Genomic DNA, 19,872 nt, shown 5'->3' on the forward strand with positions numbered 1-19,872 from the left:
CCGGGCGGGTACGTCAGGCCGTACCCGCCGCCCGCACCGCCGCGCTCGCCTTGCGGGCCGCCACCAGGATCGGGTCCCAGACCGGTGAGAACGGCGGGGCGTAGCCCAGATCGAGCGCCGTCATCTGATCCACCGTCATCCGCGCGGTGAGTGCCACCGCGGCGATGTCCACGCGCTTGGCGGCCCCGTCGCGTCCCACGATCTGCACGCCGAGCAGCCGCCCCGTGCGGTACTCCGCGAGCATCTTCACCGTCATCGGCCGCGCCCCCGGGTAGTAGCCGGCCCGGCCGGTCGACTCGATCGTCGCCGTGACGAACCGCAGCCCCACCGCCCTCGCGTCCTTCTCGCGCAGCCCCGTCCTGGCGATCTCCAGATCGCAGACCTTGCTCACCGCCGTACCGACGACGCCGGGGAACGTCCCGTACCCGCCGCCCACGTTCGCCCCGATGATCTGGCCGTGCTTGTTGGCATGCGTGCCCAGCGCGATGTGGCGCGGACGGCCCGACACCAGGTCCAGGACCTCGACGCAGTCGCCGCCCGCCCAGATGTTCTCGTGGCCCGTGACCCGCATCGACGGGTCCGTCAGCAGGCCGCCGTGCGCACCGGTCGGGAGGCCCGCGGCACGGGCCAGCTCCGTCTCCGGCGTGACGCCGATACCGAGCACCACGACATCGGCCGGATAGGTCTCCGCGTCCGTGGCGACGGCGGTGACCCGGCCGTCGGGCCCGGTGAGGATCCTGGTGACCGCCGCACCGTTCACCGTCGTGATGCCCAGGCCGTCCATCGCCTCGTGCACCAGCCGGCCCATGTCGGGGTCGAGCGTCGCCATCGGCTGCGCCCCGCGGTTGAGCACCGTGACCTCGAAGCCGCGATTCAGCATCGCCTCCGCCATCTCGACGCCGATGTAGCCCGCGCCGACGACGACCGCACGCCGCCCCGGCGCCCGGTCCAGGGAGTTCAGCAGCGCCTGCCCGTCGTCCAGGGTCTGCACCCCGTGCACACCGGCGGCGTCCATCCCCGGCAGCTCCGGGCGGACCGGGCGGGCGCCCGTCGCGATCACCAGCTTGTCGAAGCCCGTCCAGGACGTCTCGCCGCTGTCCCGGTCCACGGCGCGCACTCGCTGTCCGGCGACGTCGATCTCCGTCACCTCGGTGCGCATCCGCAGATCGATGTCCCGGGCCCGGTGTTCCTCGGGCGTACGCGCGACGAGGTCGTCACGCTGCTCGACGTCGCCGCCCACCCAGTACGGGATGCCGCAGGCGGAGTACGAGGTGAAGTGGCCCCGTTCGAAGGCGACGATGCTCAGCTCGTCGGGCCCCTTGAGCCTGCGGGCCTGCGACGCGGCGGACATGCCCGCCGCGTCGCCCCCGATGACGACCAGTCGCTCCGCTGCCATGCCGGGTCCCTTCGCCGCGATGTCCTGGGCCCACGCTACGGCGTCGTACAGGTGCGGGGCGTGCGGGCCCCGCGGTGCACTCAGTCCCCGGACGGGCCGGAGGGCGCCGCCTCGGACGGGCCGGCGGCCGGTGCCTGCGGGGTGCGGCGGCGCAGCCGTCGCCAGACCAGCAGAGCGATCGCCGCCACGGCCAGGAACGGGGCCGACGCCCCGATCGCCATGGCGATCCAGCGCAGCATCGTCACGAACGCGTCCCAGCCGCCGCCCAGGGCGTCCAGGAAGCCCGGCTCGTCGTCACCCGGCTTCGCGACCGGGGAGTCGGGCTCGGCCAGGTCGAGCGTGATGGTGGCCAGCGAGGTGCGGTCCTTCAGACTGGCCTGCTGGGCGAGGAGCGACTCCAAGGAAGCCTGCCGACTGCTCAGTTCGCCTTCCAGCGTGACCACGTCGGTGAGCTTCTCCGCCTGGTCCATCAGCTTGCGGACCCGCGTGACGCTCGCCCGCTGGGTGGCGATCCTGCTGTCGATGTCGACGACCTGATCGGTGACGTCCTTCGCGTTCGACGTACGCGACAGCAGCTTCCCCGAACCCGCGAGACTCCGCAGCACGTCCTGGTACCGGTCCTCGGGCACCCGCAGCACGAGGTGCGAGCTCTCGTGCTCGTCGTCGATCCGCTCCGTGGTCTCGTTCGACACGAGACCCCCGGCGCCCTCGGCCGCGGCCCGTGCCGCGGCGACCGCCCTCGGTACGCTCTTCACCTCGACGAACAGGGTGGCCGTGCGGATGACATGGGTGACGGCCTTCGGACGGCCGCTCTCCGGCGCGCTCTTCGAGCCGTCGGCGGACCGTTCCCCGGACCTGTCCGCCGCCGAACCGGCCCCCTCCTTCGTGTCCGACTGGGCCATGCTCTTAGTGGCCGCGTCGTCGCTGCCGGCGCCGCAGCCGCCGACGGCCAGCACGGCGGCGAGCAGACCCGCGGCCAGAGCCGCGGTGGTGCGCCGGCTCCGCCGGTCGGGAAGCGACAGGGCGAGTGGTCGGTCCACGTGGCGTTCGGTGTTCATGACTGGGCCCCCCAGGGTGGTGGTCTGACGTTGCCGGTTCGACGTACGGGCCCCCGGTACGGGTTGCCCGTCAGCGGTTTCGATGCGGTCACGGTCGGGACTCGGTACGGGTTTGAGAGAGTGGACCCATGCAGGGTTCTCATCAGCGCGTGAACACGCGCACGGGTCATGTCGTCGTCATCGGCGGCGGCATCGCCGGCCTGGCCGCCGCGCACCGGCTGCTCTCCACCGGCCTGCGGGTCACGCTCCTCGAGGCGACGGACCGGGTCGGTGGCAAGCTCATGACGGGCGAGATCGCCGGTACACGGGTCGACCTCGGAGCCGAGTCGATGCTCGCGCGCCGCCCCGAAGCGGTCGAGCTCGCCCGGGCCGTCGGACTCGGTGACCGGCTCCAGCCGCCCGCCACCGCCACCGCCTCGGTGTGGACACGGGACGCGCTGCGCCCCATGCCCAAGGGCCACCTCATGGGAGTACCGGGTGACCCGGCGGCGCTCAGCGGCGTGCTCTCCCCTGCGGGTCTCGCCCGGATCGCCGAGGAACGCGAACTGACCCCCACCGCCGTCGGCGACGACGTCGCGGTGGGCGCGTACGTCGCCGACCGGCTCGGCCGCGAGGTCGTCGACCGGCTCGTCGAACCCCTGCTCGGCGGGGTGTACGCGGGCGACGCCTACCGGATCTCGATGCGGGCCGCCGTACCGCAGCTCTTCGAGGTCGTGAAGGAGGGCGGTTCGCTGCTCGACGGAGTGCGGCGGGCCCAGGAGAGGGCCGCCGCCCGGCAGCAGACGGGACCGGTCTTCCAGGGCATCGACGGCGGCATCGGCACCCTGCCCGACGCCGTGGCCGACGCCGTACGCGCCGGGGGCGCCGAGATCCTGACCCGTACGCCCGTCCTCGGCCTGACCCGGACCGCCGCGGGCTGGGACGTACGGACCGACGCCCGCGTGATCACCGCCGACGGGATCGTCCTCGCCACCCCCGCCTGGTCCGCCTCCACACTCCTCGCCGCCGAGTCCCCGGCCGCCTCCGCCGAACTGGCCGGGGTCGAGTACGCCTCGATGGCCCTGGTCACCATGGCGTTCCGGCGCTCCGACCTCGCCGCGACCGAGGCACTGCGGGGGCGCTCCGGCTTCCTCGTACCGCCGGTCGACGGCCACACGATCAAGGCGTCCACCTTCTCCAGCAACAAGTGGCAGTGGGTCGCGGACTCCGCCCCCGACCTCTTCGTCCTGCGGACGTCCGTCGGCCGGTACGGCGAGGAGGACCACCTCCACCGCGAGGACACCGAACTCGTCGACGTGTCCCTGCGCGATCTCGCCGAAGCGACCGGACTCGCGGCCACACCCGTCGAGACCGAGGTCACCCGGTGGATCGGCGGCCTCCCGCAGTACCCGGTCGGGCATCTCACCAGGGTCGCCCGCATCCGCGAGGAGGTCGCGAAGCTGCCGGCCCTCCGGGTCTGCGGCGCGGTGTACGACGGCGTCGGCATCCCCGCCTGCATCGCGAGCGCACAGCGCGCGGCGGACGAGATCACCCACGACATCGCGGGAGAGATCATCGACACCCCACCCCTGGTTCAGGGCACTCGGAGCGAGGCGGGACAATAGCCGTATGAGTGCTCCTGAGACTGCGACATCCAAGGCCCCCAACGCCGGCAAGAAGGCCAAGGACCTCAACGAGGTCATCCGCTACACGCTGTGGTCCGTCTTCAAGCTGCGCGACGTGCTGCCGCTGGACCGTGCCGGGTACGCCGACGAGGTCCAGGAACTGTTCGACCAGCTCGCGGCCAAGGACATCACCGTGCGCGGCACGTACGACGTGTCCGGGCTGCGCGCCGACGCCGACCTCATGATCTGGTGGCACGCGGAGACCGCCGACGAGCTCCAGGAGGCGTACAACCTCTTCCGGCGCACCAAGCTGGGCCGCGCCCTGGAGCCGGTCTGGTCGAACATGGCGCTGCACCGCCCCGCCGAGTTCAACAAGTCGCACATCCCGGCCTTCCTGGCCGACGAGACGCCGCGCAACTACATCAGCGTCTACCCCTTCGTGCGCTCCTACGACTGGTACCTGCTGCCGGACGAGGACCGTCGCCGCATGCTCGCGGACCACGGCAAGATGGCCCGCGGCTACCCGGACGTCCGCGCCAACACCGTCGCCTCCTTCTCCCTCGGCGACTACGAGTGGCTCCTCGCGTTCGAGGCCGACGAGCTGTACCGCATCGTCGACCTCATGCGTCACCTCCGCGCCTCCGAGGCGCGCCTCCACGTCCGCGAAGAGGTCCCGTTCTACACGGGACGTCGCAAGTCGGTCGCAGACCTGGTGGCCGGGCTCGCATAACCAGCGATTCCCGACCACCCCAACCCGGAAGATCAGACGGCGGGCACCGGCAGACTCTGCCCCGCCCGCCGTTCCAGCGACACCGGGTTCGGCTCCCGGTGCGGCGCGCAGTCCGCGCGCCGCACCGGTGTTCTTCCCGTCAGCAGGTACGTCTCCAGATGCCTGTTGACGCAGGCGTTGTTGCTGCCGCCGACGCCGTGCGAACCGGCGTCCCGCTCCGTCACGAGCGCCGCGCCGCGCAGCCGCCGCTGAAGCTCCAGGGCCCCCTCGTACGGCGTCGCCGCGTCACGCTCGGCCGCCAGGATCAGCACCGGGGGCAGCTCGTCCCACTCGGTGCCGACGTCGACCGGCTCCTGCCGGGGCGCGGGCCAGTAGGCGCACGGCAGGTTCTTCCAGGCGTTGGCCCAGGTCCCGAACGGGGCGACCCTCGCGACCGCCGTGTGGTCGCGGTCCCAGACCCGCCGGTCCGTCGGCCAGGGGGCGTCGTTGCACTGGACCGCGGTGTAGACCGCGTTGGCGTTCTCGTCGCCCTGGGCCGTCACCGCACGGGGCGACGCCTGTTCGGCCAGCGGCTGCGGGTTGCCCCGTACGTACTCCGAGAGAGCGGTCGCCCGCATCGCCCAGTAGTCGTCGTAGTACACGGCACCGAGCAGCGCGGCGTGCAGTTGCGCGGGACCGGCCTTCCCGCCCGCGGGCCGACGTGCCACGCCGGCGCGCACCGTCTCGTAACTCCGCTGCACCGCCTCGGGTGACGTTCCAAGGTGATATGTCACATCATGCTTGGCCACCCAGGTGCGGAAGTCCTTCCAGCGGGACTCGAAGGCCAGTGACTGGTCGAGGTTGGAGCGGTACCAGATCTGGTCCGGTGACGGGTCGACGGCCGAGTCGAAGACCATGCGCCGTACGTGGGAGGGGAAGAGCGTCGCGTACACCGCGCCGAAGTACGTCCCGTACGAGGCACCCATGAACGTCAGCTTCCGCTCACCCAGCGCCGCCCGCAGGACGTCCAGATCGCGGGCGTTGTTGAGCGAGGTGTAGTGCCGCAGCGCCGGACCCGCGTCGCGCGCGCAGCCCTCCGCGTACGCCTTCGCCGCCGCGATCCGCCGTTCCTTGTACGCCGGTGAGGGATGCACCGGCGCAGCGGCCGGGGCCGCGGCGAACTCGGCGGGGTCCTGGCAGGAGAGCGGCGCCGACGGCGTGACACCGCGCGGCGCGTAGCCCACCATGTCGTACGCGCGGGCGATCTTCTTCCACTCCGTCATCTCGCCGACCAGCGGGAAGGTGATGCTGGACGCGCCGGGGCCGCCGGGGTTGTAGACGAACGCTCCCTGGCGCTCGCCTGCGCTGCCGGTCGCCCGGACGCGGCTGACGACGAGTTCGATCTGCCGGCCGTACGGCGCCGCGTAGTCGAGCGGGACGGCGACGGTGCCGCAGCGGAGGAAGTCGGGCAGCATCTCCTCCTCGGGGCACGGCCCGAAGGAGATACCGGCCGCTGCCGCGCGGGCCGCGGCGACCGCGGTGCCGCGGGTCTCGGCCATGGTGGCGGCAGCGGTAGGGGCGGTGGCGGCCGTGCGGTCGAGGCCCGTGGCGGCGGGGACGGGAGCGGCCACGACCGACAGGGCCACGCACACCATGGTTCCGTACAGCGCTGCTGCTCTCACGCGCGTTCCCTTCGTACAGCCGGCGGGGCCGGTGGGCCCGGTAGGGGGCCTGCGAAGCCGAAGGGGGATGGTCGGGCGCGTGATCAGCGATGTAAAGCACCACACTGCAATGTCATATGTAATGCCCCGGATGGGTCGACCAGACCGTGTGACGGGCCGTCAGGGCCGCGCGTACCGCGGGGTCCTCGACGGCGCGCACCCCCTGCACCGCCACCGCCGCCAGCAGGTCGCGGTCCGCTCCCGATACCGGAGCGGGCAGCGAGTCCAGCCACCGCTGTCCCGACGGGGAGGCCCACGGGCTGTACGGATGGTTCTCGACCCGGGCGATCGCGAGGCAGCCCAGCGTGAGGACGAGCGGCAGCGCGAACCAGGCCGCCACCGGGCCCGCGCCACCCGGTTCCCGGCCGGGGAGGAGCAGCGCGGCGACGGCCAGCACCACGACGAACACCGCCGAGGCCCGCACCGTACGCGCCGCCGACGCGACGCCCGTGCGGGTCCCGTGCGGAACGGCCAGCCCCGCGGCGACGAGCCGGTCCGCGAGCGCGCGTACGGCGTCGGCGGCAGCCGCCGCGGCCCGTATCGGCGCGATCCGGGACTGGCCCTCCGGCCCTATGGCCCGTATGACGGTGCGTTCGACCTCGTCGCGGCCTTCCGGGTCGACGACCGTCGCCCAGCCGGTGTGGGCGAGCAGCAGCCGGCGCCGCAGATGCATGGAGACCAGCGCGAGATCGGCGACCCGGTGCGGCCCCCCGGCCAGGAAGGCCGTCTCGTAGAGATTCAGCGCGGGGTGCGCGGATTCCCGTGCGGCGGCGGGCCGAGGCGCCGCGGCGGCGGTGGCGAGGCAGAGGCGGAGGCACGATACGGCCGCCACGGCCCACGCGACCAGTAGAAACAAGACCCAGAGCATGCCGGATTTGTATGCGAGGGGCGAACGGAACGCCATGCCCTGTTCATCATGTGGAAGAGATGTGGTCCACCGGCTGGTACGCGTGGCGCGTTCTGTTCCGCGCTCAGGAGCTGCTGCCGCAGCTGGAGCCGCCGGAACTGCTGCCGCAGCTCGACCCGCTGCTGCTGCCGCAGCTCGACCCGCCGCTGCTGCTGCCGCAACTGGAGCCCCCGCCGCTGCTTCCTCCGCAGCCTGAACTGCAGCCGGCCCCGCCGGAGCCGCAACTGACGCCACCGCCCCCGCCTCCGCCGGAACTCCCGCAGCTCGCGCTGCCGGGACCGGCGCCGGCGCACCACACCGTCGGCACGAGCAGAACCGCGGAGGCGTCCGAGGAGTGCGTGTTCATGGTGGTCCGCTGCCGTCCGGTGGTCCTGACGCGCGCAGCGGCGGCCAACTGGGCCTGGAGGCCGGGATCGGGCAGCGCGCGCAGCCCGAGCGTGGCCACCAGCTGGGCGGGTGTCATCGCCTGGGCGTACGCGGCGCGGTAGCCGTCGGCCGCCCGGCGCCCCGCCTTGGTGATCCTCGCCCGCGCGGACGACGCCACGATCATGCCGATCACGGAACCGGCCAGAAGCGCGGGCAGCACCTTGACGATGAACGGGAACGGGATGTCCGAGTAGCCCTCGTGCAGAACGTACTGAAGGAACGTGAGCACCAGGGAGACCGGCAGCGCCACCATGCAGCCGACGCCCTGGACGAGGGCCCACCTGCGGCGCGGGCCGTTCGTGCCGGGGGAGACGAGGAGCCCGCGCGCCGCGAGCCCGTCGCCGGTCTCCTGCACGGCCGGGTGGCGCATCACCGCCTGCCGAAGTGTGTGCAGAGCGCCGCTCGGTGCGGCGGCCAGCTCCTGGAGAACGGCTCGTTCCACCGGGTCGCGGGCTTCGCCGCGCAGGACGGCGACGATCCCCGGACCGCCGACGGCCAGCCGTCCGTCCGTGTGCATGGCGGTCAGCGCGGTGTCCACGACCCTGGCCGGGCCGCCGTTGAGGAACGCCGCCTCGTAGAGGTCGTGCACGGGGCTGTCGGCTCCGGCGGCGGAGCGGCCCGCGGCGACGGTACGGGCGATCAGGAGCGCCGACGACACGGCGACGGCGAGTGTCAGCAGAAGGGCGAGAGCGTTCATCGGTTCACTTCCCCACGAGGGCGGCACGGGCCGCTCGGACCAGTCGTACGGAGCGGCGGGGCGGTCGGGGATCGACCTGGTCCTGCCACCAGCGGGTCAGCCGCCGCCGGGCCGCGCCGTCCGAGGGCAGTCCGTCGATCAGCAGCTGTTCCGCGAAGTCCACCGCGTCGCGACGGTACCCGTCGGACATGGGGTGGGTCCTGGCGTAGGCGAGGAAGGCGCGGCGGTAGCCGTCGCCGAGGATCTCCGGGAGTTCCGGGGCCACCTTCGCGACGACACCGGCCCGCTTGGCGGCCAGGGCCCGGCTCTGCACCCCGAGCCGCCGGTGGTCGAAGCCCTCCGGGGCGGGGGTGCCGGCGACGAGGGCCGAGAGCAGGGCGGTCTGTGCCACGGCGCTGCGGTCCCGCGCGGCCTCCGTCGCGGACGAGGTCCGTTCGGGGCGTACGGCCCCGGTGCGTACCCGGCCGCCCGGGGAGGCGGCCCTGGCGGTCACCAGGGTCGTGCGGATCGTGGTCAGTTCGTCCGCCAGCTCGGCGGCCGGCGGGAAGTCGTCGTCGCGCTCCAGCAGCACTCCCGGCGGGTCGACCCGGGAGCGCAGCTCGGCGAGGACGTCCAGCACGGGCTGCGTCACGGGGTGCGCGTGCGTGTCGTGCCAGACGCCGTCCTTCTGGACGCCGCCCGCCACATGGACGTACGCGATGGCCTCGACCGGCAGCTCGTCGAGCGCCGTCGCCGGGTCCTCGCCGCGGTTGACGTGGTTGGTGTGCAGATTGGCGACGTCGATGAGCAGCCGGACCCCGGTGCGCTCGACGAGCTCCGCGAGGAACTGCCCCTCGGTCATCTGCTCGTCCGGCCAGGAGACCAGCGCGGCGATGTTCTCCAGGGCCAGGGGCACCGGCAGCGAGTCCTGCGCGATCCGTACGTTCTCGCACAGGACGTCCAGCGCGTCCCAGGTGCGGGGCACGGGCAGCAGATGGCCCGCTTCGAGCCTCGGCGACGCGGTGAGCGGCCCCCCGCCGCGTACGAACGCGATGTGCTCCGTCACCAGCGGCGCACCGAGCAGGGTGGCCCGCGCCGCCAGGGCCGAGAGGCGGCCCGGGTCCGGCCGGTCCGCCCCGCCGAGCCCGAGCGAGACGCCGTGCGGCACGACCGTGACGCCGCGTTCCCTGAGCCGCATCAGCGCGTCCGGCGGATGGCCGGTGCAGATGTTCTCCGCGACCGCCTCGACCCAGTCGATCCCGGGCAGCGCCGCCACGGCGTCGGCGATCTCCGGCCGCCAGCCGATCCCGATTCCCAGCTTCATGTGTGTCCCCCTCGGTCCGCTCTGCAGGGGTGATGGCCCCGGCGGGCGGTCGTGAATCCGAACAGGGGGACGTTCAGAGCTTGATTTGAGGTTCCCCGCGTGCCCCCTGTCAGGGCATCGGCATCATTGTGGGGGGTACCGGACGTGAGGTGAACGACTGGTCCCCGGTCGGCGTGACCGGCACCGGAACCTGCGGCACCGCGCCGCCGGACGACACGGGCGGTCCCGAGGGAGTGGCCGTCGAGGAGCCCGCGGCCTCGCGTGCCAGGCCGTCGAAGTCGACGAAGCCGGTGCCCTCCAGCATGGTGATGTGATCGAGCACCGTCTGGTTGGCGTCCGAGGCCAGCTGCCGTATCAGCGAGTTGCGGGTGGTGTGCCGCACCTGGGCGATCAGCGCGAAGACCTTCCCGTGCGCGGCCCGCAGCAGATTGGCGAACTTCCGCTCGTACTCCTCGCCGCTCGCCGCCGTGAGCTCCCGCAGCCAGCCCTGCTGCTGCTCGGTGGGCTGGTTCGGCAGTTCCATCCCGAGCTTCGCCGCCACGTCCCGGGCCCTCCGGTCCAGATCCGTGTGGCCCACCACGAGGTGGTCCCCGGCGGCCTTCGTCGCCTCGCTCGGGGCCCGCTGGATCGCCTGCTGCCCGGCGGGCAGCTCCCACAGCCCGGCGAGCCGCACCTTGACCAGGAACTCCCGGTCGGTCGCGGAGAGCGGGCCCCACTGGGTGGCGACGCTCGACGCGTTGAGATTCGCCTCGCCGGTGCCCGAGCGGTCGGCGTACGACCAGACGGGGAAGGCGAGCGCGCCGAGCGTGGCGACAAGTGCCGCGATGATGAGGGCCGTTCCGTTGATGCGTCGCAACAAGATGTCTCCCGGGCCGATGCGTGACAGCGTCGAATCAACCGCCAACTGATTCGCCGTGCAGGCTACTTGGCGGTAATGCCGGTACGGCAGTATCGGGAGGTACGTAAGTGTGCGCAGGGATGTTCAGTCAGCGGCGCAGTGCGGGATGGTCGGCGACCACCGTGCAGGACCCCGGCGCGATCTCGGTGAACCCGGCGTCACGCACCACCGGCAGTCCGCTCAGGGTGAGTTCCCGCCAGCGGGCCGCGTCCGGAGTGGCGACCGAGAGCGGGAAACCGGCCTCGCGCCACGCCTTGCGCTCCGTCTCCGACAGCTCCCACCAGGCGAGCTGGGCGCCGTGCCCGGCCTGGGCCATGGTCTTGCCGGCGGACATGTCCAGGTCGGGGTTGAGCCAGAGCACCGGGCCGGCCGGATCGGGCGCGGCCGGCGGCTCGGGGTCGTCCAGGTCCGTGCCCGACACCTGGAGTTTGGCCAGTTCCTTGGGCCAGCCGTCCAGGGGCACCGGCGGGAACACCCGCACCTCGGCGCTGTCGCCCGTGACCGTGATCCCGGGCAGCGCGGACGCCTTGCGCCACTCCGCGCCGCGTGCCCGGCGCACCACCTTGCGGATCCGGGCGTCCTGCCAGTCCCGCATGACCCGGGCCCACTCGCCCTCGTCGAGCGAGCGTTCGTCGGAGAGGATCGTGAGCACCGCACGGGCGGCGGTCCGCAGGGCGTCGGTACGGGCCGGGGGCGCCGTCTTCTCGATGTGCACCACCAACGGCAGGACGTACTGCGGTGCCTCGTCGCGGTCGGTCGGCTCCGTACGGAACGGACTGTCCACGGGAAGGGGCACGGCCCCGGACGCGGCGGGGGACTCGGATGCGGGGATGTCGTTGCTGCTCACCCGCCCAGTCTGCCAGGCGCCCGGAAAACGCTTCTTGGCGGAACGAAACGCTCCGGGTGAGGATGCACGGCATGAAGAGCGATCTTTTCTCCAGCGAGCACATGGTCCAGCAGGCGACCGTCCCCGGCATGACCCTGCAGAACAGCAAGTCCATCAAGTACGCGGTCAACGGTGAGATGCACGCGCGCCAGGGCTCGATGATCGCCTTCCGCGGCAGTCTCCAGTTCGAGCGCAAGGGCCAGGGCATCGGCGGCATGCTCAAGCGCGCGGTCACCGGCGAGGGACTGGCGCTCATGGCGGTCCGCGGCCAGGGCGAGGCGTGGTTCGCCCACGAGGCGGCGAGCTGTTTCATCGTGGAGATGGAGCAGGGCGACGTCCTGACCGTCAACGGCCGCAACGTCCTCTGTTTCGACGCGACCCTCTCGTACGAGATCAAGACCGTGAAGGGCGCCGGAATGACCGGCGGCGGCCTCTTCAACAGCGTCTTCAGCGGATACGGCAAGCTCGGACTCATATGTGAGGGGCAGCCGCTGGTGATCCCCGTCACGGCGCAGCAGCCGGTGTACGTCGACACGGACGCGGTCGTCGGCTGGAGCGAGCAGCTCACGACGTCCCTGCACCGCTCGCAGAGCTTCGGCTCGATGGTGCGCGGCGGCTCGGGCGAGGCCGTCCAACTGATGCTCCAGGGCGAGGGGTTCGTCATCGTGCGGCCGAGCGAGGCCAAGCCCGAGAAGGCGTCGTCCAGCTGAATCTGCGAGGAGTGGGCCGCCGGTACGGCCTCGGCGGCCCCTGGGTCCTGCGCGGGGTCGATCTCGACCTGCCCGCGGGGGCCCTGGTCCGGATCGAGGGGGCCAACGGCACCGGGAAATCAACCCTGTTGCGTCTGCTCGCGGGGATCGAGGCGCCGAGCGAGGGGCGGATCACCGGCCGGGTGCCGCGCACGTCGTACGTCCCCGAGCGCTTCCCGGTGGACCTGCCGTTCGGTGCGGCCGACTACCTCGTCCACCTCGGCCGCGTCCAGGGCCTGCGCACCGCCGAGGCGCGCAGGAGTGCCGAGGCGTGGCTCGTGCGGTTCGGGGCGGCCGAGTACGCCCGGACGCCCTTGGCGGAGCTCTCCAAGGGCACCAGCCAGAAGGTGGCCGTCGCCCAGGCGCTCCTGGCCGCACCGGGGCTCCTCGTCCTGGACGAGGCATGGACCGGCCTGGACGCCGCGGCCCGCGAGGAACTGGACCGGGCCGTCGTCGAACGCGTCGCGGCCGGCGCCACCGTCGTCTTCGTCGACCACGACCCGCGCCGCCTCGCAGGAGCGGCCGGCGCCGTCCACCGGGTCGAGGGTCACTCCGTGGTCCCGGTGCGCGAGCCCGCGGCGGACACCGTCGTACGGCCCGAACCGCACATCCGCATCGAGGCCGAGGGCAGTCCGGGAGCAGCCCTGCCGCCCGGACTGCCGGGCGCACCCGCGCGGACGCCCGGGCCCGCCGGGACCCTGCACCTCACGGTCGGTGCCGCGCACTCGGACGATCTGCTGCGGGCGCTCCTCGCGGCCCGCCCGCCCTGGCACATCCGGCGGCTGTCGCCCGTGCCGGAGACCGGACGTACGGGAAGCACCCCCGAACCGTCCGCCGGTCGCTCCGCCCCAGGGCTCCGGAAGGACTGACATGACCGCCCTGCTCCGGTACCAGACCGCCCTGCTCCTGCGCTCGCAGCGCTGGCTCGCCCCCGTCCTCCTGTACGCGGCGTTCCTCGGCGTCGGCGTCCGGTCGGGGCAGCCCGTGCTGGACTCGCTCGGCTACGCCGCAGCCGCTCTGCTGCCCGTCGCCGCCTGGCTCGTCCGGCTCTGTGTCACCCAGGAACCGCCCGCCGCCCGGACCGTCGCCGCGGCCGTCGCGGGACCGCGAAGGCTCCATCTCGCCACGCTCCTCGCGGCCTTCGGATGCGCGGCGGCCCTGGGCGCCGCGGCCACCGCGCTCGTGCTGCTGGTCAGCAGCCCCGTCGGCAACGACCGCACGGCCGCCGTCCCCGTGGCCGGGGCAGCATGGGCCGGACTCCTCGCCGCCCTCTGCTGCGCCCTGGTGGGCACGGCCGTCGGGGCCCTCTGCGCCAGGCCGCTGCTGCTCGCCCGCGGCTGGTCCGTCGCCGCCACCGTGCTCGGCTGCCTGCTCGCCCTGGTCGCCGCCGGCTCACCGGCGAGGTACGCGGTGACCGCGCTGGTCTCCGGTTCGCGGACCGGGGCGGTCGACGTGCCCGTCCTGCCGCTGCTCGCCGCCGTGGTCCTCGCCGCCGGGGCCGCCGCCCTTGCCGCCTGCCTCGTTCCACGGCGCGGGTGAGTAGGCTCGTACGCATGGACGATTCGTACTGCGAGCCTCCTGCGCCGCCCAAGCCCGTGGTCACCGGCGCGGACGTGGGCCCTCCGTTCGCCGAATGCGTACTGTGCCGCAAGCCGACCGAGTATCCCGAGTCGGCCAAGGGCATCACCCTGTGCCCGGTGTGCGAGTGGCAGGAAGCGAGCCGCAGGGCCTGCTCCGGCTGAGCCGCCGGGCGCTCAGCCCCGCATCAGCTCGGAGACCTTCACGAAGCGGTAGCCGCGCCTGCGCAGCTCCGGCACGACCCGCCGCACCGCTTCGGCGGTCACGGGCGCGGCGCTGCGCGTGCAGTGCATGACCACGAGCGATCCCGGCGTCACCCCGTCCAGCACCTGTTCCGCCACCGCGTCCGCGTCCTTCGCGAACGCGTCACCGCTGACGACGTCCCACTGCACAGCCGTCACCTTCTCCGACGCCAGGGTGCGCAGCGCCGCGTCGTCGTAGCAGCCGCCGGGGAAGCGGAAGTACGGGACGACGTTGCGCGCCCCCGCCTTCCGGAACGCGGCGAAGGCCCGGCGCACGTCGTCGCGCATGTCCGCCTCCTCGACGACCGGCAGGCCGTAGCAGGGGGACGTGAAGGCGTAGTGGCGGTACGAGTGGTTGGCGATCTCGAACAGCGGATCGGTGCCGATGGACCTTGTCTGCGCCGGATACTCCTGCGCCCACCGGCCCGTCATGAAGACCGTCGAGGGGACCTTCAGCCGGCGCAGCAGCGCGATCAGTTCCGGGTTGTCGAAGTGTTCGCCCGAGGCGGCGCGCGCCCCCTGATCCGCGGTCATGTCCGCGTCGAAGGTCAGCGCCACCACCTTGCCGTGGGTCCCGGCGCCTGCCGTCCCTGCGCGCGGGCCGCGCAGGAAGACCGGGGTCAGTCCGGCGGGTCCCGGTGCCATGGTGGGCGGCTTCCGTCCGGCGGGCGGTGACGCGAGCGCGCCGGCCGGAGCGGAAGGGGCCGCCGGGGAGCGCGAGGGGGTCGCCGGGGAGTGCGAGGGGGCGTGTGCCGCGGTCCGGGGGCCGTCGGTACGCGGGCCCTCCGAGCTTCCGCACCCGAGGAGGCCGCTTCCGAGTACCGCCCCCAAAACGGTCAGATTATTCATTTTCCGTACAAAATGGGTCACTCTCGGAACGTAACCGATCACTCTGCGGAGAGCCGCCCGGCGGCGCCCACGCGCTGCGGGCGACCCCCGGATTCACTCCGCTGTCGACGCCTTGACGGCCCCCGCCTGTGCGGGAACGGCGGCCACGGGCGCCGCTGCGGCATCCGGCGCCGGCTCGGGTGCGTCCGGCACCCGCGCGGGGGAGTCGGTCACCGGCTCTGCGGCTGCGGGCTTCTCCCGGCCCCAGGAGGTGTGGTGGAACAGGAGGTTGAGCAGGAACGCGGCGAACGCGGCGCTCGTGATGCCGCTGCCCACCACGATCTGTGCCCAGGACGGGAAGCCGTCGTAGATGCCCTCGGAGACCTCCGGGAGCAGACCCACCCCGAGCGCCACGGCGGCGATCGTCATGTTGTGCCCCTGGTCGAGATCGACCCGGCGCAGCGTGTTCACGCCGACCATGGTGACCGTGGCGAACAGCACCAGGCCCGCCGCCCCGACCACCGGACCCGGCAGCGCGGCCACCAGTTCGCCGAGCCGGGGGATCAGGCCGAGGACGACCAGCATGCCGCCGGCCACCGCGGTGACGTAGCGGCTGGAGACCTTCGTCAGCCGGATGAGGCCGATGTTCTGGGTGAAGACGGTGTCCATGAAGGAGTTCATCGTGCCGCCGAGGACACCGGAGAGACCGTCGGCGGCGAGCCCCCGGGCCAGGTCCTTGTCGGTGACGGGCCGTCCGGTGGACTCGCCCACCGCCATCATCGTGGCGGTCGACTCGGTGAAGATCACCAGCATCACGACGCACATGGAGATGACCGCCGACGGCGGGAACTCCGGGGCGCCGAAGTGGAACGGGGCCGCGAGGCCCACCCAGTCCGCCCCCGAGACCCCGGAGAAGTCCGTCAGGTCCAGCGGGATCGCCACCAGGGTGCCCAGGACGAGCGAGACCAGCACGCCGATCTGCCCGGCGAAGCCCCGGACGAAGCGGGCGAACAGCACGATGAACAGGATGACGCCCGCCGCCAGCGCGAGCCGGGTGGTCGACGCGTAGTCGGCCGCCTCCGGGTCGTTGCCGGTGATCAGCCCCGCGGCCACGCCGATCAGCGAGAGCCCGACGACCGTGATCACCACACCGCTCACCAGCGGCGGGAAGAAGCGCACGAGCCGGGCGAACGGCACGGCTATCAGCAGTCCGAAGAGGCCGGCGGCGAGCATCGATCCGTAGACCGCCTGCATGCCGTACTCGCCCGCGATCAGGATCATCGGGGTCACCGACGCGAAGGTCGCACCGGTCACGATCGGCAGCCTGATGCCGAAGACCTTCCCGATGCCGAGGCTCTGGATCAGCGTGATCAGACCGGCGACGAGGAGATCGGCGTTGATCAGCAGGCCGATGGTGGAGGTGGACAGCCCGGCCGCCGCACCGAAGACCAGCGGCACGGTGACACAGCCGGTGTACATGATCAGGACGTGCTGGAACCCGAAGACCGCCAGCTTCCCCAGGGGAGGCCGGCGGTCCACGGGATGCGCGGCTCGAACCTGCGGTGAATCGTCCATGACATGCCCTCCGGTGCTGGTCAGTCCAGTGGAGAGCATTGAGCCAGGCGTTCTTTGAGGGCGTGCGGCCGTGGGATTACGCCGCTGTTACGGGGGCCGGGGGCGGGATCATGTGGTCCCGCCCCCGGCCCGCGCGGCTCAGCCGGTCAGTGCCAGGGCCCCGTCACGGCGAAGGTCGTCCCCGGCGTGTAGCAGTTCAGATACATCGTCAGACCGTCCGGCGAGAAGGTCACTCCGGCGAACTCGCCCCACTCCGGCTCCTCCGGGGTTCCGGTGTTCTGCCGGCCGCGCGCCATCGTGTACACCTCGCCCCGCCGGGTCACCCCGAGGACGTACTGCGCCCCGTTGCCGTCCTCGCACACCATCAGACCGCCGTCGGCGGAGAGACAGATGTTGTCGGGGGACTCGCCGGGCAGCTGGATGTCCGTCTCCGGGCCGAAGACGACCACCAGCGTGAGACGGCGCCGCTTCGGCTCGTAACGCCACACCTGCCCGTAGTGGTCGGCGGACGACCCCTCCGAGCTGCGCGCGAAGCTGGAGACGAAGTAGACCGAGGACCCGCCCCAGTAACAGCCCTCAAGCTTCTGGGCGTGCGTGATGCCCTTCGGGCCGAAGTCCTGGAGCCGGATCGGGGTCTCGGCCGCCAGCGGATCGGGTACGGGCACCCACTCGACCCCGCCGAAGCTCGCCCCGGTCTCCTGCACGGCGGAGAGGTCGGGCACGCCTGGCACCCGCATGGCCTCCAGCGCGCCGCCCGCCCGCAGCGAGCCCCGGCCGCCCAGCGGCTTCTCGGGCAGGAACCGGTAGAAGAGCCCGAACGGCCGCTGGAACGCGTCCTCCGTCTCGTACACGATCCCGTTCGACGGATCGATGGCGACGGCCTCGTGCTGGAAGCGCCCCATCGCGGTCAGCGGTACGGCTCCGGTACGGCGCGGATCGGCGCCGTCCACCTCGAAGACGAAGCCGTGGTCCTTGGTGTAGCCGTTGGTGCCGGCCTTGTCCTCGGTCTCCTCGCAGGTCAGCCAGGTGTTCCAAGGGGTCGGGCCGCCCGCGCAGTTCACCGCCGTACCCGCGATGGCGACGCGTTCACCGAGGACCGCGCCGCGGCTGTCGAGCTCCAGGGCCGTACAGCCGCCCTTTCCCATCGGGTCGTAGGTGAGGCCGTCGACGGTGGGGACCCCGAGTGCGGCGGTGGCCCGGTTCTCGTGGTTGCGAACGAGGTGGACACGGCCGCGGTGCCCCTGGAAGGCGGCCATTCCGTCGTGGTTGCCGGGGACGACGCCCTCACCGGAGCGCAGCTCGTCGCCCTGCCGGGAGAGCACCCGGTAGCGGAACCCCTTCGGCAGATCGAGCAGGCCGTCCGGGTCGGGGACGAGAGGGCCGTAACCGCTGTGGCCCACCGCGGCGGAGGTGCCCGCGAAGAGTTCGGAGAAGGCTCCGGCGAAGGTGATCGAGACGGCGGCTGCACCGCCCCCGGCCAGGACCTGACGTCGTGTTGCGGGTCGTCGTGATGCTGATGACATGAGGCAACTCCCTGTTGGCGGACAGGTGAAGTGACCCGCATGTGTGTACCACGCGTATGGCCGCGCGGGAACCATGCGGGCCACTGAGCCTCATGGTGGCGCCTGGGACATCAGTGGTCCGAGGGGCCCGTGCGATCAGACCAGGGACGCCGAAAGAGTGATCGTCGTACCCGTCAGGGCCTGGCTGACCGGGCAGTTCGCCTTGGCGTCCTCGGCGGCCTTCACGAAGCCCGCCTCGTCGAGCCCGGGCACCTCGCCCTGGACGGTGAGGTGGATGCCGGTGATGCCGGTGCCCGGCTGGAACGTCACCTCGGCCTGGGTGTTCAGCCGGGTCGCCGTGGTGCCGGCCTTGGCCAGGCCGTTCGAGAGGGCCATCGAGAAGCAGCTGGAGTGCGCTGCGGCGATGAGCTCCTCCGGGCTGGTCTTGCCGTTCGCCTTCTCCGCGCGCGACGGCCAGGAGACCGCGTACTCGCCGATGCCGGAGGAGTCGAAGGTGACGACGCCCTCGCCCTCGATCAGGTTGCCTTCCCAGACCGTGTGCGCCTGACGCGTGGTAGCCATGCTGGATCCCTTCGAACGGTGTGCTCGCGGTGGTGCCGGACGTACGTGATTCTCGCGTAGGCGGTGCCGCCGCGAGGCGTTACGCCCTCGAACCTACTGCGCCACCAGTCCCTTTGCGTCACGCGCCAGCGCCGTCAGCCGGGAGATGGCCCGGAAGTACTTCTTTCGGTACCCGCCGTTCAGCATCTCTTCGCTGAACAGCTTGTCGAAGGGGAGTCCCGAGGCGAGCACCGGGACCTCGCGGTCGTAGAGCCGGTCCGCGAGCACCACGAGCCGCAGCGCCGTCGACTGGTCCGGCACCGGCTGCACATCGGTGAGACAGACCGCGCTGAGCCCGTCCGTCATCGCCCCGTACCGGCTCGGGTGGACCCGGGCCAGGTGGTCGAGCAGACCGGGGAAGTCGTCGAGGGCGGCGCCCGGCGTGGCGTACGCGGCCTTGGTGACCTGCTCGTCGGAGTATGGCGCCGGAGCCTCGGGCAGCCCGCGGTGGCGGTAGTCCTCGCCGTCGATCCGCAGCGGCCGGAAGTGCGAGGAGAGCCCCTGGATCTCGCGGAGGAAGTCGGCGGCGGCGAAGCGGCCCTCGCCGAGCTTGCCGGGCAGGGTGTTGGAGGTGGCGGCCAGCGCGACCCCCGCCTCGACCAGCCTGCTGAGCAGCGAGGACACCAGCACCGTGTCGCCCGGGTCGTCGAGTTCGAATTCGTCGATGCAGAGCAGCCGGTGCCCGCTGAGGGTCTGCACGGTCTGCTGGAAGCCGAGCGCGCCGACCAGATTGGTCAGCTCGACGAACGTGCCGAACGCCTTGAGCGAGGGGGCCGCGGGCGTGGCGTGCCAGAGGGAGGCCAGCAGATGGGTCTTGCCGACCCCGTAACCGCCGTCGAGATAGACCCCGCGTGGCCCGGTCGGAGCAACGGGCGCCTTCCGGCCGAACCACTTCCGCTTACCGCTCCCGGTGGCGTGCGCGCCGCCGAGGCCGCCCGCGAAATCGCTCAGGACCCTGACCGCCTCGCTCTGGCTCGGCTGGTTCGGATCGGGGACGTACGTATCGAAGCGCACCGAATCGAAGCGCGGCGGCGGCACCATCTCGGCGACCAGACGGTCGGCGGGAACGCGCGGCTCACGGGCGCACAGGGACAGCGGGGCCGCTTCAGCTATGGGGCTCTGCCCCGGAACGGCGGTGGATGACGACACAACTCGCCACCTTAAGGGCCATG

The 19,872-nt window shown here is 72.3% G+C and carries 19 protein-coding genes; 6 read left to right on the forward strand and 13 right to left on the reverse strand.

From position 1 onward, the window contains the following. Positions 1-13: 13 nt before the first annotated feature. The gene (locus OG230_RS27900; protein WP_328906478.1) at positions 14-1,396 is read right to left on the reverse strand and encodes an FAD-dependent oxidoreductase; all 1,383 of its coding nucleotides are present in this window, start codon (positions 1,394-1,396) and stop codon (positions 14-16) included. 80 nt (positions 1,397-1,476) lie between these two features. After that, positions 1,477-2,454: a DUF4349 domain-containing protein gene (locus OG230_RS27905; protein ID WP_328906479.1), complete on the reverse strand. Its 978-nt coding sequence runs from the start codon at positions 2,452-2,454 to the stop codon at positions 1,477-1,479. A 128-nt stretch (positions 2,455-2,582) separates the two neighbouring features. Between OG230_RS27905 and hemG the strand changes: the two genes are divergently transcribed. Both hemG and hemQ read left to right on the forward strand, forming a co-directional pair. Then, positions 2,583-4,058: a protoporphyrinogen oxidase gene (gene hemG, locus OG230_RS27910; RefSeq protein ID WP_328906480.1), complete on the forward strand. Its 1,476-nt coding sequence runs from the start codon at positions 2,583-2,585 to the stop codon at positions 4,056-4,058. Positions 4,059-4,062: 4 nt separating this feature from the next. After that, on the forward strand, positions 4,063-4,788 hold the full coding sequence (hemQ, locus tag OG230_RS27915; protein ID WP_328906481.1) for a hydrogen peroxide-dependent heme synthase: 726 nt from the start codon (positions 4,063-4,065) through the stop codon (positions 4,786-4,788). 32 nt (positions 4,789-4,820) lie between these two features. On the opposite strand, the gene OG230_RS27920 is transcribed toward hemQ, so the two are convergent. The 6 genes from OG230_RS27920 to OG230_RS27945 form a co-directional block, all read right to left on the reverse strand. Continuing rightward, the gene (locus OG230_RS27920; RefSeq protein ID WP_328906482.1) at positions 4,821-6,449 is read right to left on the reverse strand and encodes an alpha/beta hydrolase; all 1,629 of its coding nucleotides are present in this window, start codon (positions 6,447-6,449) and stop codon (positions 4,821-4,823) included. Positions 6,450-6,561: 112 nt separating this feature from the next. Beyond that, on the reverse strand, positions 6,562-7,356 hold the full coding sequence (locus tag OG230_RS27925; RefSeq protein WP_328906483.1) for a TIGR04222 domain-containing membrane protein: 795 nt from the start codon (positions 7,354-7,356) through the stop codon (positions 6,562-6,564). Between the two features lie 103 nt (positions 7,357-7,459). Beyond that, positions 7,460-8,518 (reverse strand): TIGR04222 domain-containing membrane protein, encoded by a 1,059-nt coding sequence (locus OG230_RS27930; protein WP_328906484.1) that lies wholly within the window; start codon positions 8,516-8,518, stop codon positions 7,460-7,462. A 4-nt stretch (positions 8,519-8,522) separates the two neighbouring features. Further along, positions 8,523-9,821, reverse strand: coding sequence for a DUF692 domain-containing protein (locus OG230_RS27935; protein WP_328906485.1), 1,299 nt, complete (start codon positions 9,819-9,821; stop codon positions 8,523-8,525). Positions 9,822-9,930: 109 nt separating this feature from the next. Next, a complete protein-coding gene (locus OG230_RS27940) occupies positions 9,931-10,677 on the reverse strand; it encodes a DUF4142 domain-containing protein (RefSeq protein WP_328911557.1) in 747 nt (248 codons plus the stop codon). Positions 10,678-10,807: 130 nt separating this feature from the next. After that, a complete protein-coding gene (locus OG230_RS27945; protein WP_328906486.1) occupies positions 10,808-11,566 on the reverse strand; it encodes a peptidyl-tRNA hydrolase in 759 nt (252 codons plus the stop codon). Positions 11,567-11,637: 71 nt separating this feature from the next. On the opposite strand from OG230_RS27945, the gene OG230_RS27950 reads away from it, so the two are divergent. The 4 genes from OG230_RS27950 to OG230_RS27965 are packed head-to-tail and all read left to right on the forward strand — an operon-like array spanning position 11,638 to position 14,096. After that, complete coding sequence (locus OG230_RS27950; protein ID WP_328906487.1) at positions 11,638-12,315, forward strand: AIM24 family protein; 678 nt, start codon at positions 11,638-11,640, stop codon at positions 12,313-12,315. After that, complete coding sequence (locus OG230_RS27955) at positions 12,312-13,223, forward strand: ABC transporter ATP-binding protein (RefSeq protein ID WP_328911558.1); 912 nt, start codon at positions 12,312-12,314, stop codon at positions 13,221-13,223. Before OG230_RS27950 ends, OG230_RS27955 begins: the two co-directional genes overlap by 4 nt. Before the next feature lies 1 nt (position 13,224). Further along, positions 13,225-13,893 carry an ABC transporter gene (locus OG230_RS27960; protein ID WP_328906488.1) on the forward strand — a complete coding sequence of 223 codons (669 nt, stop codon included), beginning with the start codon at positions 13,225-13,227 and terminating at the stop codon, positions 13,891-13,893. Between the two features lie 14 nt (positions 13,894-13,907). After that, entirely contained in the window at positions 13,908-14,096 is a 189-nt protein-coding gene (locus OG230_RS27965) for a hypothetical protein (RefSeq protein ID WP_328906489.1), read from the forward strand. A gap of 12 nt (positions 14,097-14,108) precedes the next feature. Here the strand turns inward: OG230_RS27965 and OG230_RS27970 are convergent, their stop codons facing one another. The 5 genes from OG230_RS27970 to zapE form a co-directional block, all read right to left on the reverse strand. After that, a complete protein-coding gene (locus tag OG230_RS27970) occupies positions 14,109-15,023 on the reverse strand; it encodes a polysaccharide deacetylase family protein (protein ID WP_328906490.1) in 915 nt (304 codons plus the stop codon). Positions 15,024-15,116: 93 nt separating this feature from the next. Further along, positions 15,117-16,577: a nucleobase:cation symporter-2 family protein gene (locus tag OG230_RS27975; RefSeq protein ID WP_328906491.1), complete on the reverse strand. Its 1,461-nt coding sequence runs from the start codon at positions 16,575-16,577 to the stop codon at positions 15,117-15,119. A 146-nt stretch (positions 16,578-16,723) separates the two neighbouring features. Continuing rightward, positions 16,724-18,100 carry an alkaline phosphatase PhoX gene (locus OG230_RS27980; protein ID WP_328906492.1) on the reverse strand — a complete coding sequence of 459 codons (1,377 nt, stop codon included), beginning with the start codon at positions 18,098-18,100 and terminating at the stop codon, positions 16,724-16,726. 135 nt (positions 18,101-18,235) lie between these two features. After that, a complete protein-coding gene (locus tag OG230_RS27985; RefSeq protein WP_328906493.1) occupies positions 18,236-18,661 on the reverse strand; it encodes an OsmC family protein in 426 nt (141 codons plus the stop codon). Positions 18,662-18,754: 93 nt separating this feature from the next. Then, positions 18,755-19,849, reverse strand: a complete 1,095-nt coding sequence (gene zapE, locus OG230_RS27990) for a cell division protein ZapE (protein WP_328906494.1) — start codon at positions 19,847-19,849, stop codon at positions 18,755-18,757. Positions 19,850-19,872 lie beyond the last annotated feature (23 nt).

It is taken from the genome of Streptomyces sp. NBC_00234 (assembly GCF_036195325.1).
Lineage (GTDB): Bacteria > Actinomycetota > Actinomycetes > Streptomycetales > Streptomycetaceae > Streptomyces.